Origin of the sequence: Streptomyces sp. NPDC052040, assembly GCF_044548405.1 — a bacterium.
Taxonomy (GTDB): Bacteria; Actinomycetota; Actinomycetes; order Streptomycetales; family Streptomycetaceae; genus Streptomyces.
Window position 1 is genome coordinate 835,842 of the sequence record NZ_JBIUBV010000001.1, and the last position, 25,905, is coordinate 861,746.

The window sequence follows — 25,905 nt, forward strand, 5'->3', positions numbered from 1 at the left end:
AGGCCCGCGCCCTCCGGGGCCGCCGCATCATGAGGGCCAATCTCGGCTTCTACGTCGCCGGCGGACTGCTGCTCCTGGCCTGCCTGCTCAAGCTGCCCGCGCTGGTCCGCGCCCGGGGCCGGGACTGGCTGCTGTCCTCGATCTGCGCCCTGCTGCTGGTCGGCTCCGGAGTCCTCTTCACCTCCGCCCCCCGCACGATCATCCTGGTCAACCGGACCACCGGGGTGTCCAACTTCTCCGCCCCGCTGGTCTACTGCGCGCTCACCGGTTTCTCCGCCGCCTCGGTCGTGCTCGTGCTGAACTGGCGCGGCGGCCCGGACAAGGCCCACACCCGGCGGCTGTCACAGCGGATCATCGCGCTGTATCTCCTGGTGTGGATACTGATCATCGCCCTGTACGCACTCGGTGACGCCCCCGTGGAGCGCCGCACCGACTTCGATGTGTACTACGCCGACACACCCTGCATCCGCGAGATGATCCTGCTGTACCTCCTGGCCCACGGTCTGGCGTCCTATCTGTGCAGCCGCCTGTGCTGGCGCTGGTCGCGCGATGTGCGCGGCACCATGCGGATCGGCCTGCGCGCCCTCGCCCTGGGCTATCTGATGCACTACGCCGGTTACGACGCCGCCAAGCTGGCGGCGATCGGCGCCCGCTGGGCGGGACTCGACTGGGACGTCCTGGCCACCGGGGTCGCGCCCAGCATGGGCCAGCCCAGCGCCCTGCTCGTCGCCGTGGGCTTCATCCTGCCGCTCGTCGGACGGCGCAGCGAGGACGCCGTCCGCTACTGGCAACTCGGCCCGCTCGCCCGGGCGGTGAGTGGCGTGCCCGGGGCGCCCGGACTCCCCCCGCTGCCGCTGTCCCGCTGGGCGCCCGAGTACCGGCTGAGGTTGACGCAGCGTCAGACCTATATCTCCGACCGCATCGTGGCGTGCCGGGGCTTCTTCGACGCGCGGATCCGGGACGAGGCGCACGCCGCCGCCCTCGACCGGGGAGCGGGCGCCCAGGACGCCGCGATCATCGCCGAGGCGGCGATGATCGCCGCCGCCGTGGACATATGCAGTGCCCTCGGCTCCCGGGCCGGGGGCGGCCCTCCGTCCGGCCGGGAGCCCGCCGGGCCGCCCGGCCCCTCGCCCTGCACGGGTGATCTGGCCCGGCTCTCCCGGGCCCTGCGGACCCGTGTCGTCAAGGACGTCCGCCGGGCCGTACGGGAGCAGACTCCGGCCTGATCCGGGGGCCCGCAGACCGTGCCCGGCGGTCAGACCTCCCCGCCGAAGGGCGCGGTGCCGAGGACCGCCTTCCGCTCCTGCTCGGTCAGCGGAACACCGTCGAGCGGCGGCTTCTTCCGGCCGAGGTACACCAGGGCGAGCATGTCGGGCATCAGCAGCCGGGACGGGGGCGCCTCCATGCTCATCACGTCCAGCAGCACCCGCAGCGCCCGCGGATTGCGCGATCCGGCGTCGACGGCCCGGTCGACGAAGGCGGCGAGCGCCCGCTCCAGCCGGGTGGGGGGCTGTTCCTGTGCCCCCGGGTAGAACACGTCCTGGCCCACCGCCAGACTCCAGGCGCTCTCGACGGGCCGGGCCGCCGCCCTCTGGATGCGCCGGGCCGTCCCCGGGGCGGTGAGCGGCTGCCGCTCCAGCACCCGGCGCATGGCGAGCACGGCCAGGGCGGAGGCGCTCAGCCCGTGCCCGTAGACCGGGTTGTACCCGGCCACGGCGTCGCCGAGGACGGCGAACCCGTCCGGCCAGCGGGCCGCCTTCTCGTAGTAGCGCCGCTTGTTGGCGGTGCTGCGGGTGGTGACCACGTCGCCGAGCGGTTCGGCCTCGGCGAGCAGTTCACCGATCACCGGATGGGGCAGGGAACGGGCGAAGTCCAGGAAGGCGTCCAGGTCCGCGGTGGGTTCGCCGCCGCGCGTTCCCGAGAGGGTCACCAGCCAGCGGCCCCCCTCGACGGGGACGAGGACGCCGCCCCGGCCGGGGGCCTGCCGGGGGTCGGCCTGGACATTGACGACGGGAAAGCCCTCGGCGGTGGTCCCGGGCGCCCGGTAGAGCCTGCTGGCGTAGGCGACCCCGGCGTCGACCGTGCGCTCGGTGACCGGCGGAAGGCCCAGCTCCCGCAGCCACACCGGGGCCCGTCCGGCCCGGCCGCCCGCGTCCACGACCAGATCGGCGGCGAGCACCTCCGTCCCGTCGGCCGAGCGCACGCGCACCCCGGCGACCCGGTCCGCGTCGCCCTCCAGGGACAGTGCCTCGGTCCCGGACCGCAGGGCGATCCGGGGGTCCTCAAGGACCCGTTCCCGTACGACGGCGTCCAGCAGGTCGCGGCTGCACAGCAGATTGGTGTGGCGGCTGTGCTGGAAGCGGCGGAACCACTGGCCCGAGGGGGCCTTGGACACCAGATCGGTCATGATCCGCGCCGTGCGCGCCCCGCGCGCGACCAGCAGGCCGACCACGCCGGGGAGGAGTTCCTCCAGCGCCTTCACCCCGCCCGACCACAGGATGTGCGCGTGCCGGGCCTGCGGCAGCCCCTTGCGCGGGGCGGGACCGTCCGGCAGATGGTCGCGTTCGACGACCGTGACATCGGCGTGCCGGGCGAGCACGGCCGCGGCGAGCATGCCCGTCATCCCCCCGCCGATCACCACGGCGGTACGGCGGGCGGCGGGTCCGTCGGACATGGCCTGGTACTCCTTGTGTTGCGGGGTGGGGAACTCGGGGGCGGCGGTCCGTCAGGGACGCAGCCGGGAGGTGTGGTCCACGAGCCGGCGCAGCACGGACGCATGGGTCCCGTCGCCGCCGAGCCGGTCCAGGAGGCCGTACGCCGTGCCGCGGAACTCGCCGAGGTCCTTCTCGCAGTAGGCCAGCGCGGACGGGCCGAGGAGCAGTGCGGCGAGGTCCGAGCGGGCCCCGGCGGAGGTACGGGCGGCGGTCTGGAGGGCGAGGATCCGCTCCCGGGCGTCGGGCGACGCCTCCTCCAGGGCACAGGCCAGGGCATAGGTCACCGTGCCGTTCAGCAGATCCTCGTGACGGCCCGAGGCGAGGTCCTCGTAGTCGTTGAAGACCTGCCACAGCAGACCGAAGACATCGCCGAACTCGCGCCACAGCGCGACGCGTTCGCCGTCCGCCCCGGCCAGGATCGCGGCCATCGCCGTGATCATGGCGAAGGGGGCGCCGGACTTTCCGCGGTACGCCGCGAGGACCGTGTCCCGGGTCGCGTCGCCGGTGTTCTTGCGCATGTCGTCGAGCTGGCCCTCGGCGGCCGTGGTCCCGCAGTCCAGCAGCTCCGCCGTCAGGGCGGGCCGGACGGCGGCCGGGACGCCGGGCGCCTCCAGCACCCGCAGCGGCAGCAGATGACCGGTGACGATGGCGGCGAGCAGCGCCTCGTGGGGACCGAGACCCTCGGGGAGGGCCGAGGTCTGCCCGTCGGCCAGGTCGTCGAGATAGCAGGCCGATGTCCACCACAGGATGTGCACGGCCGACAGCGGCAGGGCCGGGGCGGGGGAGCCGGTCTCCGTGCCGTGCACCAGCAGCGGCAGCACGGACAGCGGGTACCTCATCTGCTGGTGCCCGAGCAGGCGGCCGACCGCGTCGCGCAGCGCGGGCGCGGCGGCGCCGGTACGGGCGAGGGCGGCCTCGACCTCCGCGTCGATACCGGCCGAGAACTCCCGGTGCAGATCCAGATATGTCGTCATACGGAGCCCCCATATGGCTGTGGTCGGCGTGGGGCCCGCTCTTCCGTCGGCGCGGGCGCGGGCACGGTCCGGGGACGGCCGAGGCGTGCTCGGCCGCAGGTCGGGTCGGTCATGTCAGCCGCGCCCCGGCCGTGCCCCGGACGGCCGCGACGACCGGGGATCTGCGCAGCGCAAGGGACATGCGTACGAGGTCGCGGGGGCCGTCGTGGGGCCCCGCGGCGGTTTCGGCGGAGCTGATGACCCTGCCCTCCGGATCGTCCGCCCTGGCCCGCACCGCGGCCGTGACCATGGCCGCGTCGGCCTCCGCCCGGGCCTGGGCCGGGTCGGAACCGGCGGCCACGGCGGCGTCGTAGGCATCCGCGCGGACCCCGGAGTCGAAGTAGGGATACAGGCTCAGCATTCCGTCGTGGATGTCGGACTCCCGCCGGGTGACCAGGAGTTCCACCGACGACCACCAGGAGATGCGCCCCTCGCGGCCGCCGTGGGCGGACACCGGCCGCAGCTCGCGCCACAGCGGTCCCAGCCTGCGGTACGTCGACCAGGTGGTCCACTGGTCCCCGACGCGACGGCCGGCCAGCGGCAGGCAGAAGCCGACCGCGCTGATCTGCCCGCCGATGGAGGCGAGCGCGGGCGCGACGGAGGTACTGAGGTCGTCGAGGTTTCCGCCGTCCCAGCGGGCGGCCACGGCCGTGAACTTGGTGGCCAGATAGGCCAGGTGGAACAGGTACGAGGTCACGATGATCAGCAGCCCGGCCCGGAGCCAGCCGCGGACCTGGAGGGCCCACCGCCAGCACAGCACGGTCATCGCGAGGCCCGCCACGGCCAGCGCCGCCAGATAGAGCACGATCATCTCGCGGATGAACGGGGTCCGGGCGTAGTAGGTGTCGAAGTCCCGCAGCCGCTCCACCGGTGCGTCGCCCAGGGCGAACAGCACCACCAGTGCGGCGATCACCACCCCGTAGCCCAGGGTGATCCGCCGGGTCAGCGCCCGGGTGACCGCGGCGGGCCCGCCGCGCCAGTTGACGACGAGCACCAGACAGGCGGCGCTGTAGGCGCTCAGCAGCGCGTACACCAGCGGCGCCGAGACATTGGTGATGCCGGTGAGGTGGTTGACCTTCACGATCGTCGGCGGGGCGGCGAAGAAGAAGACCGCCCCGGCCAGGGCGAGCAGCGCGCAGACCGAGCGCAGCAGTGGATCCCGCCAGGAGTGCGCCAGAGCAGGGGACTTGACGGCGAAGGCGACCGCCAGCGCGGCCGAGGGTATGTAGTAGCTCGAACCGTCCATCGGTGTCGGCATCCCGGGCCGCTCAGCGGGCCTGCGGGCCGCGGTAGCCGAGCGACGCCTCGATCCGGCCCGCCAGGCCGTCCCGCTCCACGGGCCCGCGCAGCGACGAACCCGCAAGCCACGCACGGCACTTGCTCGCCAGCAGCAGGCCGAAGCTCTCGGCCTCCTGCTCGTCCGAGAGGTCGAAGCGGGTGCGGGCGGCGACCGAGAGGACGGTCGCCCGGAGGTCGGCGGTGTCGCTCAGCAGGCGTGCCGCGACCGCCGTCCCGTCCACGGAGTGGCTCCGGTGGCCCGCGTTCATGTGCCACAGCTCGTGCCCGAGGATCACCAACTGGTGGTCGGGAGCGGTGCGTTCCTCGACCACCACCAGATCCTGTTCGGCCATGTCCAGCCACAGTCCGCTCGCGGTGCCGGGCGGGAAGGGGGCCATCCGGAACCGGACGGGGCGGCCTCGGCGTCTGCTCATGCCCGCGCACAGCGCGGAGTACAGCTCGGCGGGTGCCGCCGGAGCCGGGAGCGACAGCTCCGCGACCAGTTCGCCGCACAGACGGCGCATTTTCCTTCCGATGCCCACGGTTCTCCCCTGGATCAGGACTCGGGCCGCTTGACGCTCTCCAGCAGCATGTCCAGCCACTCGGCGACCTTGTCGCGGTGCTGGTCGGTGGGCAGCTGGGCCGCCCGCCAGGCGATGCCGCGGACGCCGTGGTCCTGGAGCAGCCGCTCCAGCGGGTCGTCGGCGGCCCCGGACGCCGCGCGCTCCCGGTCGGCGAGCTGCTGGAGGAGTTCCTGTTCCGAGCGCTGGAGGGCGTTGACGAGTGCCTCGGGGTCCTCGGCGGTGAGGAATCCGGCGTGCACTCTGAAGAAGCGCTGAATGGCGTCGCAGTGCTCCATCGTGGGGCGCCGGTCGCCGTTGATGAGGGCTCCCGCCTGCTGGCGGGACATCCCCGCGCCGTCGGCGATCTCCTGCTGCGTGTACTTGCGGCCGTTGGGCTTGAGCCGGGTGCGGCGCAGCAGGTCGAGCCGCTGGAGGAAGCGCGCCTGGAGATCCTGCTCCCCGGCGGCCACCCCGCCGAGCAGGGCCTTCACCACCGGCTCCGGGACGCCGGAGGCGACCGACAGGCGTGCGACGTCGAAGACCTCCTGGTGCGGCGCGCCCACCCGGTCGGCGAGGGCGGTGACACGCGCCACGACGGCCGGCAGCAGACCCGTCGCCGTGGCGCCCGGAACCTCGAAGCCATCCGTCACCGACAGATCTCCTACGTCTCTTCTCACATCGTTCTCATGGTCGTCCGGAACCATCCGGAGGTTAGCCGTTCCCTCGAACTCACATCCAGGTCTCGCCACAACTGTGGCGAGATTCGGCCGTCAACCGGCGCTAAATGCCACGATAGTTGACACCACTCGACCCGGGGCAGCAGGATCGGGGCGCCGCGTGAAGGCCGCAAGGGCAAGAGGGGTGACCTCCCGATGGCGTTTCAGGCAGGAGGACAGCGGTCGAGGCCGCGGCCGGTCCCCGAGACTCCGGAAGCGAGGGCGTATCTGCACGACTACGCCGCGCTGCTGGAGGCCGCCCCCTTTCCGTCCGTGGTCTTCGACCACCGCTGGGACGTCGTCCTCGCCAACACGGCGTTCGACACCCTCTTCGGCGCGGTGGCGCCGCATCCCACCGCCATGCCCGGCGACAACTTCCTGCGCTTTGTGCTCTTCCACCCGGACGCGGGCACGATCCTCGGTGAGCACGAGTCGCGTTGGTGCCTGCCGATGCTGGCCCACTTCGCGGCGGCGGTGGAGCGCCACGGCCACGACCACGGGCTCCAGTCCATCCGCCGGGACATCGCCCAGGACCCGATCATGGAAGCCGCCTACCGGCAGGGTCTGCCGCACTGGATCCGCGCCTTCGGCCCGCACGCCACGGAACACGACGGGGCGGTGCGTCCGCTGCTGCACCCGGATCCGCGGTGGGGCGGCGACTGCCGGGTGGTGGGGGAGACCCCCAAGACCCTTCAGGACATGGGGTATTCCAAGCTGACCCTGGTGCTGCGCGAGGCGCCCCGCCCGGCTCCCCCGGCCGCCCGGGGCCCGCGCCGCACCCGGCGCGCCGGGCACCTCAGCGTGGTGCCCGCCCAGCCGGACTGAGACCCTCCCCCTCGCCCCGGCTCCGTCGGTGTTCAGGTCACCGACGGCGCCGGGGTCCGCCGCCGTGCGTCACGGCACGGCGGCCCGCGTGATGCCGCCCCGTGCGGGGCCCCGGCGCCGTGCGGACCCAGGGGCGGCCACCGGGGCGGCCGGGCCCGGCTTCCGTACCGTCCCGTGTTTTGAACATATGGCGCGGGGGATACGAGAAGTAGGATTTATCGGGCAAACCATAAGGGGATGCGGCCCGATGTCAACGGGAATGCTACTGGCGATCATCATCCCCGTCGTGGTGGTGGTGGCCTTGATCGCACTGGGGTCCTCCCTCGTCATGCGCCGACGGCGACTGCGTCGGCGCTTCGGCCCCGAATACGACCGGACGGTGGAGGAGGCCGGCGGCCGGAGGGCTGCCGAACGCGAGCTCCAGGCCCGCGAGCGGCGGCATGAAGCGCTCGACATCAAACCCCTGCCCAGCAGTGTCCGCGACCGGTACGCCCGGGAGTGGTCCGCCGTGCAGGAGGAGTTCGTGGACCGGCCCGAGGACGCCGTGCACGACGCCGACCGGCTGGTGACCTCCCTGATGCACGAGCGCGGCTATCCGACGGAGGGTTTCGAGGACCGGGTGCGCGACCTCTCGGTGGAGCACGGCCGGACCCTGGAGCACTACCGGGCCGCCCACGAGGTCGAGCGGCTCGGACCCCGGCGGACGGCCACGACGGAGCAGATGCGGAACGCCATGGTCCACTACCGTGCGCTGTTCGAGGAGCTGCTCTCCGACGGCGGCCGGACCCAGGCCGCGGGAGCGTGACGTCTCCCGCCGCGCCCTTGTCGCCCGGCCACCATGTGACACACCCCTGACAGGGAGGACACCATGGTCATCCTGGGGATCATCCTGCTGATCATCGGCTTTGTGGCGAAGATCGCCATTCTCTGGACGATCGGCATCATCCTGGTCGTCGTCGGGGCCGTACTGTTCCTGCTCGGCTCCCTCGGCCACGCCGTCTTCGGACGACGCCACTACTGGTAGCGGTACGGTCCGGCCGCCGCGGCCCTCGGCCCGCGGCGGCCGGACCGCTGCCGCCGCGCGGACCCGGCCCGGAGCCGGGGCTCCGGCGCGTACGGGTTTGACCCGGGCGATTACGTCAACGGGAACGGTATGGCCCAGTCGAAATCAGAAACGGAACGCAAATACACGGCGCCTGCGGCCGACGACATCCCGTGGCTGTCCGACCTGACCGGTGTGGAACCGGTCGCCGCGCTGGCCGACCAGGGGGTCCAGGACCTTGACGCCGTCTACTACGACACCGCCGACCTGCGGCTGGCCCGCAGCTCGGCGACGCTGCGGCGCAGGACGGGCGGCACGGACGCCGGGTGGCACCTCAAGCTGCCCCGCGGCGGCGACACCCGGGAGGAGGTGCAGGTCCCGCTGTCCGAGGAGATCCCGGACGAGCTGCGCGAGCTGGTCCTGTCCCGGACGCGCGGCGCACCGCTGCGGCCGGTGGTGCGCATCCGCTCGACCCGCTCCGTGCGCGATCTCCTGGACGCCGACGGCGGCACCCTCGCCGAACTGAGCCTGGACTCGGTGCGCGCGGACTCGCTGCTGGACCAGGGCGGCCATGCCGTATGGACCGAGATGGAGGTCGAGCTGGCGCACGGCGATCCCGCGCTGCTCGACGCCATCGAGGAGGCCCTGGCCAGAAAGGGCATCGACCGCGCGGAGTCGCCCTCCAAGCTGGCCCGGGCGCTGACGGAGACGGCCCCCGCCGGGACCGTGGCCCGGGAACCGGGCCCCGTCGAGGACCCCGCCACCGCGGGCGGCCAGGTCTGCGCCTATCTGCGCGAACAGGCGCGGACCCTGGTGGACCTGGACCCGGCGGTCCGCCGCGGCACACCCGACGCGGTGCACCGGATGCGGGTCGCCTGCCGCCGTCTGCGCAGCACCCTGCGCTCCTACCGCTCCGTCCTGGACCGCGCCGCCACCGACCCGCTCCGCGCCGAACTGAAGTGGCTCGCCGGGGAGCTGGGGGCCGAGCGCGACCAAGAAGTGCTCGACGAGCGGCTCGACCGCGCCGTACGGGAGCTGCCCGCCGAGCTGGTGCTCGGTCCCGTCGCCGCCCGCCTCACGGCATGGGACGCGGCACAGCGGGCCGACGCGCACCGCCGCACCCTCGACGCCCTGGCCTCGCCCCGCTACACGGCCCTGCTGGAGCGGCTGGCGGAGCTGACCTCCCGTCCGCCGCTGCGCGCCAAGGCCGCCCGGTCTCCCGGGAAGGTGATGACCAGGACGCTGGAGAAGGAGTACGAGCGGCTGCGGCGAAGCATGGCTCCCGCGCTGGAACTGCCGCCGGGGCCGGACCGGGACACCGCGATCCACCAGGCCCGCAAGGCCGCCAAGCGGCTGCGCTACGCCGCCGAGGTGGCCCGGCCGGCCCTGGGCGGGACCGCCCGGCGGCTCGGCAGGCGCGTCAAGGCGGTGCAGCAGGTGAGCGGCGACCACCACGACGGGGTCGTCGCCCGGGACGCCCTGCGGCGGCTGGGCATCGCGGCGCAGGCCGCGGGGGAGCCCGGTTTCACCTGGGGCCTGCTGCACGGCCAGGAGCGGGCCGCGGCGGGCGTCCGGGAGGAGCAGCTTCCGGGGGTGTGGAAGCGGGCCCGGCGCAGCCGTCCGGGCGGCGCACACCGCTGAACCGAACCCCGGCGGCATCCGGGAGACGGCCCCGGCACCGCGTCCACCGCGGTGCCGGGGCCGCGTCGCGGGGCAGGGCCCGGCGCGGGCCGCAACGGTCGTACCGGTGATTTCACATGGGCGCCATCGCACCCTTTCCTGACGTTTGGTGTTCCTGGAACACTCCTTTCGCGCAGGTTCTTTCAGCACCGGGCGTCGTCCGCCCGCTCAGGACAAGAGGTCACCCCTTCATGCCTCATGCGAATCGGCGCCGCTTCCTCCAACTGGCGGGCGGCACCGCCGCGTTCAGCGCGCTCTCGGGCAGCATCGAGCGCGCCGCGGCCCTTCCGGCGCACCACCGTTCCGGCACCATCGAGGACGTCGAGCACATCGTCGTCCTGATGCAGGAGAACCGTTCCTTCGATCACTACTTCGGCACCCTCCGAGGCGTACGCGGCTTCGGCGACCCGCGTCCGGTCGCCCTCCAGAACGGCAAGCCGGTCTGGCACCAGTCGGACGGCACCAAAGACGTCCTGCCGTTCCACCCCGACGCCGACGACCTGGGCCTCGCCTTCATCCAGGACCTCCCGCACGGCTGGAACGACGGGCACGCCGCCTTCAACGGCGGCAGGTACGACACGTGGGTGCCCGCCAAGTCCGCGACCACGATGGCGTATCTGACCCGCGAGGACATCCCCTTCCACTACGCGCTCGCCGACACCTTCACCATCTGCGACGCGTACCACTGCTCGTTCATCGGCTCCACCGACCCCAACCGCTACTACATGTGGACGGGTTGCACCGGCAACGACGGCAAGGGCGGCGGCCCGGTCCTCGGCAACGACGAGGCCGGATACAGCTGGACGACCTACCCCGAGCGCCTGGAGGCCGCCGGGGTGTCCTGGAAGATCTACCAGGACGTCGGTGACGGCCTCGACGCCAAGGGCTCCTGGGGCTGGATCCAGGACGCCTACCGCGGCAACTACGGCGACAACTCGCTGCTCTATTTCAACCAGTACCGGAACGCGGCGCCCGGCGATCCCCTCTACGACAAGGCGCGCACCGGCACCGACGCCCGCAAGGGCGAGGGCTTCTTCGACCGGCTCAAGGCCGATGTCACCTCCGGCAAGCTGCCGCAGGTCTCCTGGATCGTCGCCCCCGAGGCGTTCACCGAGCACCCCAACTGGCCCGCCAACTACGGCGCCTGGTACGTCTCCCAGGTCCTCGACGCGCTCACCTCGGATCCGCAGGTGTGGGCGAAGACGGCCGTGTTCCTCACGTACGACGAGAACGACGGCTTCTTCGACCACCTCGTCCCGCCGTTTCCGCCGGGCTCCGCGGCGCAGGGCAAGTCCACGGTCGACGCCGGGCTGGACCTCTTCAAGGGCGATGCGAGCCACCCCGCCGGTCCCTACGGGCTCGGACAGCGGGTGCCGATGCTGGTGCTTTCGCCCTGGAGCAAGGGCGGATACGTCTGCTCCGAGACCCTGGACCACACCTCGATCATCCGGTTCATCGAGCGCCGGTTCGGCGTCCACGAGCCGAACATCTCGCCCTGGCGGCGCGCGGTCTGCGGCGATCTGACCGCCGCGTTCGACTTCTCCCGCAAGGACGCGAGGCCGGTGTCGCTCCCGGCCACGGACGGCTACCAGCCGCCGGACCACGACCGCCACCCCGACTATGTGCCGACCCCGCCCGCGAACCCGGCACTGCCCCGGCAGGAGCGTGGCTCGCGGCCCGCCCGGCCGCTCCGGTACGCGCCCGCCGTGGACGGTTCCGCGGACACCGCGACGGGGAAGTTCACCCTGTCCTTCGCCTCCGGCGCACAGGCCGGTGCCGCCTTCCTGGTCACCTCCGGCAACCGCACCGACGCCCCCTGGACCTACACCACCGAGGCGGGCAAAACCCTCTCGGACACCTGGAACTCGGCCTACTCGGGCGGCTCCTACGATCTGACCGTGCACGGCCCCAACGGCTTCCTGCGGACCTTCCGGGGCCCGAACCACACGGCCGGACCGGAGGTCACGGCCCGGCACACGGGCGAGGACCTCGAGCTGACCTTCACCCACCAGGGCTCCGGCACGGTGCGTCTCAAGGTGGTCTGCGGCTACGGCGGTCACACCCGGGCGGTCTCGGTGCGAGCCGGTGCCACCGTGCGGCGCACCTTCACCCTGGCGGCCAGCAGGCGCTGGTACGACCTCACCGTGACCTCCGAGGACCCCGCCTTCCTGCGCCGCTTCGCCGGACACGTCGAGAACGGACGGCCGGGCGTGAGCGACCCCGCGATCGCCACCGAGTGATCCGGAGTCCCGGAGTACAGGCCCCCGGTATCGGCGCCCGGCCGGGTACCGGGGGGTCCGGGGTAGTGTGCCCCGGTGACCACGCAATCGAACACACCTGCTGGCTGGTACCCGGATCCGGACGGTACGTCCGGGCTTCTGCGGTACTGGGACGGCGCCCAGTGGACCCAGCACACCCACGCCGACCAGGGCGGCGCCCCCGACCGGGCGCCGCACCAGGCTCCCCCCGCACAGCAGCCGCAGCAGCACCAGGCCCACGGCGGCCCAGCAGCGGCGGCGAACCCGCGGGTGCAGCGCCAGGTGCAGCAGCAGGCGGGGGTCGCCCCGAGCGGCGCGGGCGGCGGCACCCTGTTCAGCGAACCGGTGCTGGTCGTGAACCAGAAGGCCAAGCTGATCGAGCTGACGAACGAGTACAGCGTCTTCGACCAGAACGGCAACCAGCTCGGCTCGGTCACCGAGGTCGGTCAGGGGCTGCTGCGGAAGGTGCTGCGCTTCGTCTCCAGCCTCGACCAGTACCTGACGCACCGGCTGGAGATCCGCGACGCCCACGGACAGCCGCAGCTGCGGCTGGTCCGGCCCATGAAGATCTTCAAGTCACGGGTGCTGGTGCAGCGCCCGGACGGTCAGCCGGTCGGCGAGATCGTCCAGCAGAACGTCTTCGGGAAGATCAACTTCGCGGTGATCGCGGACGGCCGCCAGCTCGGTGCGATCAAGGCGGAGAACTGGCGCGCCTGGAACTTCGCGATCGTCGACCACGACGGCAACGAGGTCGCCCGGATCACCAAGACCTGGGAGGGCCTGGCCAGGACCATGTTCACCTCGGCGGACAACTACGTCCTCCAGATCCACTACCAGCTGCCCCAGCCGCTGCTGAGCCTGGTCGTGGCGGCGGCGCTCACCGTGGACACCGCGCTCAAGCAGGACTCCCGGGGACTCGGCTGACCGGGCGGCCACCCCGGGTGCCGGGGCGGCCCTGACATGACGGAGGCCGGTACGTCGGTGACGACGTACCGGCCCCGGTGCGTTCACAGCGCGGTCAGATGCTCCTGCGAGGGAGGTGCGGGCTGCGGGGGCACCAGCGGCGCCCGCCCGGCGGCCGCCCCGGACTCCAGTGCGAGCACCGCGGCCACGGGGTGGTCCGGGTCCGCCACGGCCTCCGCCCGGCAACCGCCCCCGCCGGGCAGGGACGGACCGCCGTCCGCCGCCGGGACCGGCCGCGACAGCGTCACCACGCCCCAGGAGGCGAGCGCCGCGCCCGCCGCCGTGAGCAGCAGGCCCGCCGTACCGCCCTGGAGGTGCTCGCCCAGGAAGGAGAGGCCGATCACGCCGGCCGCCACCGGATTGGCGAGGGTCACCACGGCGAGCGGTGCGCCGAGCCCGTCCCGGTAGGCCGTCTGGGACAGCAGCAGACCGCCCGTCGCGAACGCCGTCACCAGCAGCGCCACCGTCACCACCGGCACGCTGAGCACCGGCTGCGACCGGTCCGTGGCCGCCACCGTCACCGTCTGGGTGAGCGCCGAGGCGACACCCGACGCGAAGCCGGAGGCGGTCGCGTGCCGCAGCCCGGTACGGCCCGGCCGGAGCCGGGAGTGGGGGAGGGCCAGGGTGCCGATCAGGGCGGCCGTCGCGCCCGCCACGGCCAGCGCCTCCGGCAGGCTCAGTACGGTGTCGGGCTCCGGCCCGGAGGCCGTCACCAGCAGCGCGGCCAGCCCGGCCAGGGTGAGCGCGGTGCCCCGCCACTCCAGCGCCCCGACCCGGCGCCCCGCCGCCCGCGCGCCGAGCGGCACCGCCGCGACCAGGGTGAGCGCGCCGAGCGGCTGGACCAGGGTGAGCGGGCCGAACTTGAGGGCGGCCACGTGCAGTAGGGCGGCGCAGGCGTTGAGGGCCACCGACCACCACCAGGCACCGTTGGCGAACAGGCCCAGCACCCCGGTGCCCGCGGACCGGGCGGCGAGCCGCTCCTGGGCCACGGCGGCGGCCGCGTAGGCGACGGCGGAGAACAGGGACAGGGCGACGGCGAGCAGCGGGGCGGTCATCGGGCCGCCCCCACAAGACCGGGGCCCTCGGCCGCCGGGGATCCGGCATCCGGCGTGCCCCGCGGGGGCACCGGGCGCGGGACGCTCGGTGCGGCCTCGGCGGCCCGCGGCGCGGGCACCGGGCGCGACGGCACCGGGCGTGCGGTCTGCTGGACCTTCGCGGGGGCGCGGACCACGGCCAGGGAGATGCCGAGCAGGGCGGTCGCCACGATCGCGTCGAGCCAGTAGTGGTTGGCCGTGCCGACGATCACGACCAGGGTGATCAGCGGATGCAGCAGCCACAGCCAGCGCAGCCGGGAGCGGGTGGCCGCGATCAGGCCGATCGCCACCATCAGGGCCCAGCCGAAGTGCAGCGACGGCATGGCGGCGAACTGGTTCGCCATCGAGTCGGTCTGCGGGTGGGCGCCGTAGACCGTGGGGCCGTAGACCTGCCCGGTGTCCACCAGGCGGGCCACGTCCAGCATCCGCGGCGGGGCGAGCGGAAAGGTCAGATGGAGCGCCAGCGCGGCGCCGGTGAGCAGGGCGAGGACCCGCCGCGCCCACAGATAGTGCGCCGGGCGCCGCAGATACAGCCAGACCAGGACGGCGGCGGTGGCCGTGAAGTGCACGGACACGTAGTAGAGGTTGGCGGCGCGGACGAGGGCCTCGCCGTGCAGCAGCACCGACTGCACGGAGCCCTCGCCCGGCAGATGCAGGGAGCGCTCCCAGTGCCAGACGCGGTGTGCGTTGCGGTAGGCCTCGGCGGTGTGCCCGTTCGCCAGCTGCCTGCCGAACTTGTAGACGAGGAAGAGTCCGGCCACGAGCAGCAGCTCACGGACGAGGGGCGGCCGTATCGCGGCTGCCCCTGCGTTTTCAGGCTCGGTTCGGGAATCCATCCCCCGGCCCCTTTGCTGACGGTCTTGCGTGAGGTGGTGCGTGGTGAGCCCAGGAAAGGGTCCACTCGGTGTCCGAGTAGGTCCTTGCCAAGGCTCATCGATACGACAGTGTACCGATACGCTTGCGTACCGGTACACTCGCGTATCGATACACTGGTGTGAGGCGGCCCACGGGCCGGGACCACGACGGAGGAGCCAGCCATGACGTCGCAGGCAGCGGACGCACCGGAGACGGTTGCCGCCTCGCGCCGCTCCAAGCTCACGCCCGAGCGTGAACAGGAGTTCTTCGACGCCGTGCTCGAACAGATCCGTGAGTGCGGATATGACTCGGTCACCATGGAGGGCATCGCCACCAGCACCCGGTGCAGCAAGTCGACGCTCTACCGGCAGTGGAAGACCAAGCCCCAGTTCGTGGCCGCCGCGCTGCGGTCCAACCGCTGCTTCCGGATCGTCGGCGTCGACACCGGTTCCCTCGCCGAGGACCTGCGCGAGGCCGCCCGGGCCACCGCCGCGTGGTCCAGCCGCGACACCAAGCTGGTCCAGGCCCTCGGCCCGGCCGTGATGCAGGACCAGGAACTCGCCCAGGCGCTGCGCGAGGCGCTCATCGAGCCCGAGACCACGGCGCTTCAGGAGATCATCCGGCGCGGGGTCGAGCGCGGCGAGGTGCCCGCCGACCACCCGGCCCTGGAGTACATCCCGGTCCAGCTGCTCGGCGTGCTGCGCGGCCGGCCGATGCTGGAGGGGCAGTACGCGGACGAGGAGTACCTCGTGCGCTTCGTCGAGGCGGCGGTGCTTCCGCTGCTGGGACTGACCTAGAGACCGGGCCGCCGTCCGCGGGATGACCGGACGTCGGCCCGTTCGCGCCGCACCGTGGGGACGGGGGCGGCGCGCACCCCGGCCGGGCGGGGCTCCTTCTGAGCGGAAGGGAGCCCCGCCCGGCCCGCTTGTGCACCGGGCCGCCGCTCAGACGGTCTGTCCGCTGCCGCCCGCGGAGGCGGCCTTGATGCCCTGGGCGACCTGGTCCAGGACGGACGGCTTCGGCGCGCCCGAGCCCATGTCGATGCCGAAGCGGACGACGACGAGCTGTCCGGAACGGCCCGGCGAGGGGAACACCAGCGACTCGACACAGCCGTCCGCGCCCTTGCCGGTCACCGCCTTCCAGCGGACGAGATAGCCCTGCTGCCCGGCCACCGTCACCGCCTTGGCGGCCAGCACCTGGTGCGAGGTGATACCGCCGTAGGACGAACCGCCGTAGGACTCCTCGGCGTTCTTGGCGATGTCCTGCTCGGCCGCCGCCCGCGCCGTGGTCGCGGTGAGCCCCTGCGCCTTCGCGGACGCCGAGTACGCCCCGCCGGAGTTGCAGGTCTTCGAGGTGTCGCCGGGGCACTTGTACTGGTGCTTCGACTGGATCGCCGCCCCGCCGTCGGTGATGCCTCCGCTCCAGCCGTCGGGCACCGGAATGCTGATCCCGTTGAACGGGTCAGTGGTGAAACCGTCCTCGGTCCCGGGCAGTCCGCCGTCCGGGCCTCCGGACCCGCCCTGCCCGCCGAAGGGGTCGCCCTGGCCCCCGCCGTCGCCCTGACCCCCTTGGCCCCCTTCGCCGCCTTGCCCGCCCTGGTCCCCGAACGGGCCGCCGCCCTGCCCCCCTTGCCCACCGAAGGGATCGCCCTGGCCGCCCCCGCTGCCCTGGCCGCCCTGACCCCCGCGGCCGCCTTGTCCTCCCTGGCCGCCGAAGCCGCCCCCGCTGCCCGGCCCCCGGGACTGCGCGGAGCCGCCGCCCCCGTCGTGCGCGGTGAGCGCGTAGACGCCGCCGCCTATACCCACGAGGACGGCGACCGTGACGGCCACGGCCAGCCCGGTCCGCAGCCCGCGCCGTGCCGGGGCGGGCGGAACGGGCGGATAGGGCACGGCACCGAACGGGCCGCCGAACGGCCCCCCGGGCTGACCGTCGGCGCCCGGCGGCTGCGCCGGGGAACCCCATACGGCGGTCGGGTCCGCCGGGCGGGTCCGGTCCGTCCACGCCCCGCCGTCCCACCAGCGCTCGGTGGCGGGCCCGTCACTTGTCTGCCCCGGGTCGGGGTACCACCCGGGAGGAGTCGCCTGCGTCATGGGACCACCGTAGGAGGCATGCGTGAAAGGGGGATGAGAGGCCCCGGAGCCCGGCGGGCCGTCGGCGTCCGCTCCGGGGGCGGTTTTGCGAGGAGTTGACTGGTGAAACCTTTCCCCGGCTGGTTGGCGGCCCCTTTCGTCGCCCCGCGACCTCACGAGTCACCCATCACGGCAACAGGTGCCCCGACCCGGCTCCGCCGGAGCGCCGGGACGGCTAGGCTCGGTGCCTGTACGTCGTTTGGGCGACCTGGGGAGGTACCGGGATGACGGAGGTACGGCCCGGCGCGGCCGCCTCGGCTTCCCTGTGGGAACGCGACGCGGAACTCGCGGTCGTCGGCGAGGCGGTGGACGCCTTGCGCGACGACGGCTCACCCTCCGCGTCGGGGAGCCTGCTGGTGATCGGCGGTGAGGCGGGCATCGGCAAGACCGCGCTGCTCACCGAGACCCGCCGCCTCGCGGAGCGGCGCGGCTGCACGGTGTGGTCGGCACGCGGCGGCGAGACCGTCACCTCCGTTCCCTTCAACGTCGTACGCCAACTGCTCCAGCCCGCGCTGCTCTCCCTGATGCCGGAGGAGGCGCGCGAGTACCTGGGCGACTGGTACGACGTCGCGGGCCCGGCCCTCGGCATAACCGAACCCGGCGACCGGCAGGCCGACCCGCAGGGTGTGTGCGACGGCCTGGTCGTCGCCGTCTCCCGGCTCGCCAAGCGGGAATGGCCCCTGGTGCTGCTCATCGACGACGCGCACTGGGCCGACCAGGAGACCCTGCACTGGCTCGCCGCCTTCTGCGAACGCCTCGGCGAACTGCGGGTGCTGGTCGTCGTCGCCCTCCGTCCCGGGGAGGCCACCGGGGACGGCGCCCGTCATCTGGACGCCATCGCCGCGGCCGCCCACCGCCCGGTCAGCACCCTGAGCGAGCTGACTCCCGAGGCGACCGCCGGACTCACCCGCACCACCCTCGGCTCCCACGCCGACGCGCCCTTCTGCCGCGAGGTGTGGGCCGTCACCGGCGGCAACCCCTACGACACCGTGGAACTCCTCGCCAAGGTGCAGGACAGCCAGCTCGAACCGGTCGAGGCATCGGCCGCCGAACTGCGCGCCCTGAACCGCTCGGCCCGCGGCAACGGCCTGGTCGCCCGGCTGGAGAGCCTCGGCATCGAGGCCACCCGCTTCGCCTGGGCCGCCGCCATCCTCGGCACCGGCATCACCGTGGACCTGGTGGCCCGGCTCGCCACCATGCGCCACGAGGAGGCGGTGCGCTGCGCCGAACTCCTGGGCGCCGCCCGCATCCTGGCCGAACCCGATCCGGCGGCCCGCCATGCAGCCGACGGCGAGCTGGAGTTCGTCCACCCGCTGATCGCCACCGCCGTCTACCGTTCCATCCCCGACGGGCTGCGCACCGCGATGCACGGCATCGCCGCACAGGTCGTCACCGACTCCGGACTCGGCGCCGCGGCCGCCTCCCGCCATCTGCTGGAGGTCCACCCGGACGACGACGAGGAACTCGTCGAGCAGATGCGCGAGGCGGCCCGCGAACACCTCGCCGTCGGCGCCCCCGAAGCGGCCCGCCGCTGTCTGGAGCGGGCCCTGCTGGAGCCGCCACTGCCCGAGGTGCATCCGTATGTCCTCTACGAACTGGGCTGCGCCACCCTGCTGACCTCGCCCGCGACCACCATCGACTACCTCCAGGCGGCCCTGGCCATGCCCGGACTCGACGGCCAGGTGCGCATCGACGCCGTCTGCCGCCTCTCCCAGGCACTGCTGCACAACGACCAGCTGGACGAGGCGGTCCGCACCGTCGACGCGGAGGCCGCCCGCCTCGGACCCGGCCCCGCCCGGATGCGCCTCCAGGCCGTGCACTACATGTGGGAGGGCATCCACGCCGGGGAGGAGGACTCCCCGCACCGCTCCCGCGAACTGGCCGAACTCGCCCGCACCTGCACCGGCCGGGACAACTCCGAACGCGCCCTGCTCATCCTGCGCGGCTTCGACGCGATGACCCACGGCGAGAACGCCGAGGAGGTCGTGGAGCTGTGCGACCGCGCCCTCGTCAACGGCCGCCTCGCTCCCGGACTCGGCTGGACCGACACCGAGTGGGGCATCGAACTGCTGCTGATGCTGGGCAGTGCGTACGCCTACACCGACCGCCTCGACCGGGCCGAGAGCCTCTTCACCGAGGCCCTGCGCGCCTACGAGTCCGCCGGGTGGAGCGGCGGCCACCTCGCCCTGGCCCACGCCTACGTCGGACTCGCCCACCGCAGGCGCGGACGCCTGAGGGAGGCGGAGACGTCCCTGCGCGAATCACTGCGCCTGGCGGAGCGCGTCGGCCGGGGACTGCCCCTGTACTGGTCCGCCACCTGCGGACTCGTCGACACCCTGCTCGCCCGCGGGCACACCGAGGAGGCCTGGTCGATCGCCGAGCGCTACGGCTTCGCACCGCCGTACCCGTCGACCATCGTGCTGCCCGACATCCGGTGCGTCCGCGGTCGGCTGCTGCTCGCGGTGGGCCGCACGGAGGAGGGCGTGGGCGAGCTGGAGGCCGCAGAGAAGGCGGCAGCCGGGCGCGGCCACAACACCGTCCTGGCTCCCTGGGCCACGGACCTGGCGCGTGCGCTCGCCGCCGACGATCCGCGCCGGGCCGCCGAACTCGCCGTCACCGCGCGGCGCCAGGCGGAGCGGTTCGGTACGGACACCGCGATCGGCGAGGCCCTGGGCGTGGCCGCCGCCCTGGAGACCGGCCAGCGTGCCACCGCGCTCTACGCCCGCGCGGTGGACTGCCTGGAGTCCTCGCCGTCCGCCTACGAGCATGCGGTGGCCCGGGTCGACTACGGCATCGCCGCCCGCTCGGCGGCCGACCTGACCAGGGGACTGACGCTGGCCCGGTCCTGCGGGGCGGACGGTCTGGCGGCCCGGGCGGAGCAGGCACTGGAGGGCGTCCGGGTGACCGGCTGAGGCACCCCTGTGGTCCGTTCAGCGCACCGCACCCGCCGCGCGATGGATCACCGGCCTAGACTGGCGGCCACGGCAGCCCCCGCACGCGCATCCGGCAAGGAAGGCGGCACCACCGTGGAGCAGACCCTCGTCAGCCCGTCTCCGCACACCGCCGCCGGCTGGTGGGTCACCGCGGACCAGGCACGGCACGCGGCGCAGAGCGGACTGTCGGACGCGGTGACGGCACCCGCGCTGCTCCGTACGCTCGCCGAACTCGACCGGGCGCGCCGGGAGACGGTCGTCGCCGTCGGCGCGGCCGTGGAGGCGCTGCTCGAAGGCGGTGTCGCCTGGGAGGCGATCGCGGCGGCCCTCGGACACACCTCTCCGCAGGACGCGCAGTCCGCGCTCGCCCCCGCCCGCAGCGCCGCCGGTGCGGCGATCGAACGCCGGCTCGGCCGCCGGGTGTAGTGCCCGCACTCGAACGGCGGCTCGGCCGCCGGGTGCGGCGCCCCTGACGTACGGTCAGCCGGGAGTGCCGAGGATCTCGGCGAGGTCGTACCGCACCGGCTCCTCGAGCTGGGCATAGGTGCACCCGGCGGGGTCGCGGTCCGGGCGCCAGCGGCGGAAGCGCGCGGTGTGCCGGAAGCGCACCCCGTTCTCCATGTGGTCGTACGCCACCTCCGCCACCCGCTCGGGCCGCAGCGGCACCCAGGACAGGTCCTTCTTCCCCGACCAGCGGCTGGGAGCCCCGGGCAGCCGTGCCGTCTCGTGCGCCGCCTCGTCGGACCAGGCCGCCCACGGATGGTCCCCGGCCTCCTCCAGCCGCAGCGGCTCCAGCTCCGCCACGAGTTCCGCGCGCCGCTTCATGGTGAACGCGGCAGCCACGCCCACATGCTGGAGTACGCCCCGGCCGTCGTACAGCCCGAGCAGCAGGGAGCCCACCACCGGTCCGCTCTTGTGGAAGCGGTAGCCCGCGACCACCACATCCGCCGTGCGCTCGTGCTTGACCTTGTACATCACCCGTTCGTCGGGCCGGTAGGGCAGGTCGAGCGGCTTGGCGATCACTCCGTCCAGGCCCGCGCCCTCGTACTGGCTGAACCATTCCTCGGCCACCGCCCGGTCCGTCGTCGCGGGCGCGAGATGCACCGGTGGGGTCACCGAGGACAGCGCCCGTTCCAGCAGACCGCGCCGCTCGGTCAGCGGGGCGGGCAGCAGAGAGCGGTCGTCCAGCGCCAGCAGATCGAAGGCCACGAAGGAGGCCGGGGTCCGCTCGGCCAGGGTGCGCACCCGGGAGGCCGCCGGATGGATCCGCTCCGTCAGCGCGTCGAAGTCCAGATGCCCCTCCCGGGCGATCACGATCTCCCCGTCCACCACGCACCGCTCCGGCAGGCGCTCCCGCAGTGCCGCCACCAGCTCGGGAAAGTACCTGGTCAAGGGCTTGCCGGTACGGCTGCCGAGCTCCACTTCGGCGCCGTCGCGAAAGACGATCGCCCGGAAGCCGTCCCACTTCGCCTCGTACTGCATGTCCGCCGGGATCGTCGCCACGGGCTTGGCGAGCATGGGCTTGACGGGCGGCATCACCGGCAGATCCATGGCTCCGACTCTAGGAGCCGAGGCCGGGCCCCGCCCTTTCTGCCCGTCCGCCACGCCGGGCGATGGGCCCGTCGTGCGAGGCCCCTGCCGTGCGCCTACCGTGGCTCGCATGGGCGATGCGGTGGAGCTGGAGGCGGGCGGCCGGACGGTACGGCTGTCCAACCCGGGCAAGATCTTCTTTCCGGAGCGCGGTTTCACCAAACTGGACCTCGCGCAGTACTACGTCACCGTCGGACCCGGCATCCTGCGCGCCCTGCGCGACCGGCCCACCACCCTGGAGCGGTACCCCGACGGTGTGACCGGTGAGTCCTTCTTCCAGAAGCGGGCGCCGAAGAACATGCCCGACTGGATCCCCACCGCCCACATCACCTTCCCCAGCGGCCGCAGCGCCGACGAGATGTGCCCCACCGAGGCCGCCGCCGTGGTGTGGGCCGCGCAGTTCGGCACGCTCACCTTCCATCCGTGGCCGGTGCGCCGCGACGACGTCGACCACCCCGACGAACTCCGTATCGACCTCGACCCCCAGCCCGGCACCGACTACGCCGACGCGGTGCACGCCGCCCATGAACTGCGCGCCGTACTCGACGAGTTCGGCGGACTGCGCGGCTGGCCCAAGACCTCCGGCGGGCGGGGACTGCATGTCTTCGTGCCCATCGAGCCGCGCTGGACCTTCACCGAGGTGCGCCGCGCCGCCATCGCGGTGGGGCGCGAGCTGGAGCGCCGGATGCCGCGCCGGGTGACCATCGCCTGGTGGAAGGAGGAGCGGGGCGAGAAGATCTTCGTCGACTACAACCAGACGGCCCGCGACCGCACCGTGGCCTCCGCCTACTCCGTGCGCCCCCGGTCGAACGCCACCGTGTCCGCGCCGCTGCGCTGGGAGGAGGTCCCCGACGCGGTGCCCGACGACTTCGATCTGGCCACCATGCCCGCCCGGTTCGCCCGGCTCGGCGATGTGCACGCGGACATGGACGACCACGCCTTCTCCCTGGAGGCACTCCTCGACCTGGCCCGCCGCGACGAGCACGACCACGGCCTCGGGGATCTGCCCTATCCGCCGGAGTACCCGAAGATGCCCGGCGAGCCGAAGCGGGTCCAGCCCAGCAGGGCCCGTAAGGACGGCACATCACCGGCCTGAGAGAAATGCCGATATGAAGAGATAAGGGGTATTTGCCCTCAAGGGGGATAAGCTCACGACGTGCCGCTGCCGTCCCCGGCTCGTCCCAGCGGCCCTTCTCCGAGAACTCGGCACAGGATGGGGAGTCCGGCATGGACAGACGCAGCTTCAACCGCCGGATGCTGCTGGGGAGTGCGGCTGTTGCGACCTCGCTGGCCGTGGCACCGGAGGCCGCCGGTACGGCACTGCGCACAGCACCGCCGGGCGGCAAGGTCCGGCACATCAAGATGTACGCCGAGAGGCTCCACGGCGGACAGATGGGTTACGGGCTCCAGCGGGGGGAGGCGAGCATCCCCGGCCCGCTGATCGAGCTGACCGAGGGCGACACCCTCTACATCCACTTCGTGAACACGATGGACATCACGGCGAGCCTGCATGTGCACGGTCTGGACTACGCCATCAGCCAGGACGGAACCCGCCTTAGCCACAGTGCGGTACCCCCCGGCGGCTCCCGCACCTACATCTGGCGCACCCACACACCCGGCCGCCGCCCCGACGGCAGCTGGCGGGAGGGCAGTGCGGGCTACTGGCACTACCACGACCATGTCGTCGGCACCGACCACGGCAGCGGCGGGGTCCGCAGGGGCCTGTACGGGCCGGTGATCGTGCGCCGCGCGGGAGACATCCTCCCCGTCAGGACACACACCATCGTCTTCAACGAGACGATGATCAACAACCGCAGGCCGCACTCCGGACCCGACTTCACGGCGACACTCGGGGACCGCACGGAGTTTGTGATGATCACGCACGGCGACGCCTTCCACACCTTCCATATGCACGGCCACCGTTGGGCGCACAACCGCACCGGTCTGCTGAGCGGCCCGGAGGACCTGAGCCCGATCATCGACAACAGGATCGTGGGCCCGGGCGACTCCTTCGGCTTCCAGGTGCTCGCGGGAGAGGGCGTCGGACCCGGCGCGTGGATGTACCACTGCCATGTGCAGCACCACGCCGACAAGGGCATGGTCGGACTGTTCCTGGTGAAGAACCCGAACGGGTCGATGCCGTCCTACCAGTCGCACGAGCGCTGACCGGCTGCCGGTTTCACCGGAGCCCGTAGTCGAGCAGCACATCCTGGAGCCGGTGCACGCCAGGGGTGCGGGCGATGGCGGCGATCCGGCCCGCCTGCCCGGCCGCCGCGGGAGCGTCTTTCGGGGCGGCCGCGAGCGCGGCCCCCCCGATCACCGGGAGGGGCGGACCGGCGGACAACTGCCGGACGAGGTCGGTGTGGGACAGGCCGAGGGGCAGCAGGACGAGGCAGCCCTCGTTGCCCGGCAGGCTGAGCGCCCGGCCGTCCGTGGCGGGCGCCAGTCTGCCCAGGACCTGGTGGAGCAGCCGTCGCGCGGCCACCGGTTCCTGGGGCACCGTGGAGCGGACGGCGAGCACCAGATAGCCGGGTTCCAGGGGGAGTCCGCACCGATCGGCCACCTCCTGCGGCGCGTCACCGCGGAGCAGTGCCGCGGCCAACTCCGCCGTGCCGCCTGCTGGTCGGCCGTTCCCGGGAGGAACGCCTCGGTCACCTCCTCGACCAGCGCGCCGACCGTCGTGAACAACCGGCGGGTCAGCCACAGCAGGGCGGCCTCCTCCCCTGGGTGGGCGGCGGCGCAGAGCACGTCCGTCACCACCTCGACACCCACGTGGTACGCCTTGGACATCCGCCTCCAGCACGACGCCCCGGCGGACGGACGGACGGACCGGCTGGCTGCCCGCACCCTCCGGCCCGTTCTCCGTGATCCTGCGCATGTACGCACCCAAGTCCGCTGTCCTGAACGGCACATGGACCCCGCCCGCGATCACCATGACCAGCTAGGGCCTCTCGTGTGGATCATGCCGGGCTCGCGGGGTCTGGCCCGATCCAGACGAAAGACCCTAGGGCCTACCGGAAGGGGCGGCCGCGGGGCCCCGGCCCCCACGGCGGGAAGGCGCTCCCACCGCCCGGCGGCCGCGGGCTATTCTGGCCCGTGACCGCCGAGTGAGGGGGCCCACGTGACCGATGCCGTGCCGCGCCCCACCCTGGAGGCCGTGGCCGCCCGGGCCGGGGTCTCGCGGGCCACCGTCTCCCGGGTGGTCAACGGCGGGGGAGGGGTGCGCGAACCGCTGGCCGCCCGGGTGCGCAGGGCCGTGGAGGAACTCGGCTATGTGCCCAACCAGGCCGCGCGGAGCCTGGTGACCAGACGGCACGACGCGGTTGCCGTCGTCATCGCCGAACCCGAGACCCGGGTCTTCGCCGATCCCTTCTTCGCACTCCAACTCCGCGGCATCAGCCAGGAACTGACGGCCCATGACTGCCAGCTCGTCCTGCTGCTGACGGAGGGCCGCGCCGACCACGCCCGGGTCGGCCGCTATCTCGCCGGCGGCCATGTGGACGGGGCCCTCGTCTTCTCGCTGCACCTGGAGGACCCGCTGCCCGAACTGGTACGGCGCGCCCGGGTACCGACGGTGTTCGGCGGGCGGCCGGGCTGGAGCGACGCCACCCGCAGCGCCCTGTACGTGGACAGCGACAACCGCGGCGGGGCGCGCGAGGCCGTACGCCATCTCGTGGGCCTCGGCCGCCGCCGGATCGCCCATATCACCGGCGCACTGGACCAGACGTCCGCGGTGGACCGGCTCGACGGGTTCCGGGACGTCCTGCCCGACGCCGAACCCCGGCTGATAGCCGAGGGGGACTTCACCCCGGCGGGCGGTGCCCGCGCGATGGCCCGGCTGCTGGAGCGGTGCCCGGACCTGGACGCCGTGTTCGCCGCGAACGATCTGGCCGCGTCCGGCGCCCTGCGGGTGCTGCGCGCGCGGGGACTGCGGGTGCCCGAGGACATCGCCGTCGTCGGCTTCGACGACATGCTGCCGGTCGCCGAGCACACCGATCCGCCGCTGACGACGATCCGTCAGGACATCGAGGAGATGGGGCGGTTGATGGCCCGGCTGCTGCTGCGCGGACTGGACCGCCGGGACGGCACGGCCGGACCCGGCACCGCACCCACGGCAAAGGACGGTCCGTCCGGCGTGGTGCTCCCGACAACACTGGTGCGGCGCGCGTCCGCGTAGGACGGACGGCCCGTCCTCGCATCCGGGGCGGCGAGTGCGCAGGCACGGTGGGACGGCGGCCTCCGCCGCTCAAGT

General features: G+C 73.2%; 23 protein-coding genes. 13 read left to right on the forward strand and 10 right to left on the reverse strand.

All coding sequences use genetic code 11. The annotated features are described in order from the left end of the window. Positions 1 to 29 precede the first annotated feature (29 nt). Entirely contained in the window at positions 30 to 1,226 is a 1,197-nt protein-coding gene (locus ACIHAA_RS03535) for a DUF6545 domain-containing protein (RefSeq protein WP_399812478.1), read from the forward strand. A 29-nt stretch (positions 1,227 to 1,255) separates the two neighbouring features. Here ACIHAA_RS03535 and ACIHAA_RS03540 read toward each other — a convergent pair whose 3' ends face one another. From ACIHAA_RS03540 to ACIHAA_RS03560, 5 genes are all read right to left on the reverse strand, one after another. Next, positions 1,256 to 2,674: an FAD-dependent oxidoreductase gene (locus tag ACIHAA_RS03540; RefSeq protein WP_399812480.1), complete on the reverse strand. Its 1,419-nt coding sequence runs from the start codon at positions 2,672 to 2,674 to the stop codon at positions 1,256 to 1,258. 51 nt (positions 2,675 to 2,725) lie between these two features. Beyond that, complete coding sequence (locus ACIHAA_RS03545) at positions 2,726 to 3,688, reverse strand: polyprenyl synthetase family protein (protein ID WP_399812482.1); 963 nt, start codon at positions 3,686 to 3,688, stop codon at positions 2,726 to 2,728. 109 nt (positions 3,689 to 3,797) lie between these two features. Then, the gene (locus ACIHAA_RS03550; protein ID WP_399812484.1) at positions 3,798 to 4,973 is read right to left on the reverse strand and encodes an MAB_1171c family putative transporter; all 1,176 of its coding nucleotides are present in this window, start codon (positions 4,971 to 4,973) and stop codon (positions 3,798 to 3,800) included. 22 nt (positions 4,974 to 4,995) lie between these two features. Then, entirely contained in the window at positions 4,996 to 5,529 is a 534-nt protein-coding gene (locus ACIHAA_RS03555) for a toxin-antitoxin system, toxin component (RefSeq protein WP_399812486.1), read from the reverse strand. A gap of 32 nt (positions 5,530 to 5,561) precedes the next feature. Beyond that, a complete protein-coding gene (locus tag ACIHAA_RS03560) occupies positions 5,562 to 6,218 on the reverse strand; it encodes a helix-turn-helix domain-containing protein (protein WP_399812489.1) in 657 nt (218 codons plus the stop codon). A gap of 222 nt (positions 6,219 to 6,440) precedes the next feature. Between ACIHAA_RS03560 and ACIHAA_RS03565 the strand changes: the two genes are divergently transcribed. From ACIHAA_RS03565 to ACIHAA_RS03590, 6 genes are all read left to right on the forward strand, one after another. Continuing rightward, a complete protein-coding gene (locus ACIHAA_RS03565) occupies positions 6,441 to 7,109 on the forward strand; it encodes a hypothetical protein (protein WP_399812492.1) in 669 nt (222 codons plus the stop codon). Positions 7,110 to 7,356: 247 nt separating this feature from the next. Beyond that, the gene (locus ACIHAA_RS03570) at positions 7,357 to 7,914 is read left to right on the forward strand and encodes a hypothetical protein (protein WP_399812494.1); all 558 of its coding nucleotides are present in this window, start codon (positions 7,357 to 7,359) and stop codon (positions 7,912 to 7,914) included. A gap of 63 nt (positions 7,915 to 7,977) precedes the next feature. Beyond that, positions 7,978 to 8,133 carry a DUF6131 family protein gene (locus tag ACIHAA_RS03575; RefSeq protein ID WP_399812497.1) on the forward strand — a complete coding sequence of 52 codons (156 nt, stop codon included), beginning with the start codon at positions 7,978 to 7,980 and terminating at the stop codon, positions 8,131 to 8,133. Positions 8,134 to 8,262: 129 nt separating this feature from the next. After that, positions 8,263 to 9,792, forward strand: a complete 1,530-nt coding sequence (locus ACIHAA_RS03580; protein ID WP_399812499.1) for a CHAD domain-containing protein — start codon at positions 8,263 to 8,265, stop codon at positions 9,790 to 9,792. A gap of 230 nt (positions 9,793 to 10,022) precedes the next feature. After that, a complete protein-coding gene (locus ACIHAA_RS03585; RefSeq protein ID WP_399812502.1) occupies positions 10,023 to 12,071 on the forward strand; it encodes a phosphocholine-specific phospholipase C in 2,049 nt (682 codons plus the stop codon). A 75-nt stretch (positions 12,072 to 12,146) separates the two neighbouring features. Beyond that, entirely contained in the window at positions 12,147 to 13,013 is an 867-nt protein-coding gene (locus ACIHAA_RS03590; RefSeq protein WP_399812505.1) for a phospholipid scramblase-related protein, read from the forward strand. Positions 13,014 to 13,096: 83 nt separating this feature from the next. Here ACIHAA_RS03590 and ACIHAA_RS03595 read toward each other — a convergent pair whose 3' ends face one another. Together ACIHAA_RS03595 and ACIHAA_RS03600 are read right to left on the reverse strand one after the other, a co-directional pair. Beyond that, a complete protein-coding gene (locus ACIHAA_RS03595) occupies positions 13,097 to 14,107 on the reverse strand; it encodes a DMT family transporter (protein ID WP_399812508.1) in 1,011 nt (336 codons plus the stop codon). Beyond that, positions 14,104 to 14,982 carry a phosphatase PAP2 family protein gene (locus ACIHAA_RS03600; protein ID WP_399812511.1) on the reverse strand — a complete coding sequence of 293 codons (879 nt, stop codon included), beginning with the start codon at positions 14,980 to 14,982 and terminating at the stop codon, positions 14,104 to 14,106. Before ACIHAA_RS03600 ends, ACIHAA_RS03595 begins: the two co-directional genes overlap by 4 nt. 201 nt (positions 14,983 to 15,183) lie before the next feature. Here ACIHAA_RS03600 and ACIHAA_RS03605 point away from each other — a divergent pair, with 201 nt between their 5' ends. Beyond that, positions 15,184 to 15,798, forward strand: coding sequence for a TetR/AcrR family transcriptional regulator (locus ACIHAA_RS03605; protein ID WP_399812513.1), 615 nt, complete (start codon positions 15,184 to 15,186; stop codon positions 15,796 to 15,798). 147 nt (positions 15,799 to 15,945) lie between these two features. On the opposite strand, the gene ACIHAA_RS03610 is transcribed toward ACIHAA_RS03605, so the two are convergent. Continuing rightward, positions 15,946 to 17,091: a DUF2510 domain-containing protein gene (locus ACIHAA_RS03610; protein ID WP_399812515.1), complete on the reverse strand. Its 1,146-nt coding sequence runs from the start codon at positions 17,089 to 17,091 to the stop codon at positions 15,946 to 15,948. A gap of 263 nt (positions 17,092 to 17,354) precedes the next feature. On the opposite strand from ACIHAA_RS03610, the gene ACIHAA_RS03615 reads away from it, so the two are divergent. After that, positions 17,355 to 20,042 (forward strand): ATP-binding protein, encoded by a 2,688-nt coding sequence (locus ACIHAA_RS03615; RefSeq protein ID WP_399812518.1) that lies wholly within the window; start codon positions 17,355 to 17,357, stop codon positions 20,040 to 20,042. A 114-nt stretch (positions 20,043 to 20,156) separates the two neighbouring features. Further along, positions 20,157 to 20,489, forward strand: a complete 333-nt coding sequence (locus ACIHAA_RS03620) for a hypothetical protein (RefSeq protein WP_399812522.1) — start codon at positions 20,157 to 20,159, stop codon at positions 20,487 to 20,489. Positions 20,490 to 20,543: 54 nt separating this feature from the next. Here the strand turns inward: ACIHAA_RS03620 and ACIHAA_RS03625 are convergent, their stop codons facing one another. Further along, a complete protein-coding gene (locus ACIHAA_RS03625; RefSeq protein WP_399812524.1) occupies positions 20,544 to 21,614 on the reverse strand; it encodes an ATP-dependent DNA ligase in 1,071 nt (356 codons plus the stop codon). A gap of 109 nt (positions 21,615 to 21,723) precedes the next feature. On the opposite strand from ACIHAA_RS03625, the gene ligD reads away from it, so the two are divergent. Continuing rightward, on the forward strand, positions 21,724 to 22,749 hold the full coding sequence (gene ligD / locus ACIHAA_RS03630) for a non-homologous end-joining DNA ligase (RefSeq protein WP_399812526.1): 1,026 nt from the start codon (positions 21,724 to 21,726) through the stop codon (positions 22,747 to 22,749). Positions 22,750 to 22,880: 131 nt separating this feature from the next. After that, positions 22,881 to 23,819, forward strand: coding sequence for a multicopper oxidase domain-containing protein (locus tag ACIHAA_RS03635; protein WP_399812529.1), 939 nt, complete (start codon positions 22,881 to 22,883; stop codon positions 23,817 to 23,819). 13 nt (positions 23,820 to 23,832) lie between these two features. Here ACIHAA_RS03635 and ACIHAA_RS03640 read toward each other — a convergent pair whose 3' ends face one another. Beyond that, positions 23,833 to 24,216 carry a hypothetical protein gene (locus tag ACIHAA_RS03640; protein WP_399812531.1) on the reverse strand — a complete coding sequence of 128 codons (384 nt, stop codon included), beginning with the start codon at positions 24,214 to 24,216 and terminating at the stop codon, positions 23,833 to 23,835. A 558-nt stretch (positions 24,217 to 24,774) separates the two neighbouring features. Here ACIHAA_RS03640 and ACIHAA_RS03645 point away from each other — a divergent pair. Continuing rightward, entirely contained in the window at positions 24,775 to 25,830 is a 1,056-nt protein-coding gene (locus tag ACIHAA_RS03645; protein ID WP_399812533.1) for a LacI family DNA-binding transcriptional regulator, read from the forward strand. Positions 25,831 to 25,905: the final 75 nt, after the last annotated feature.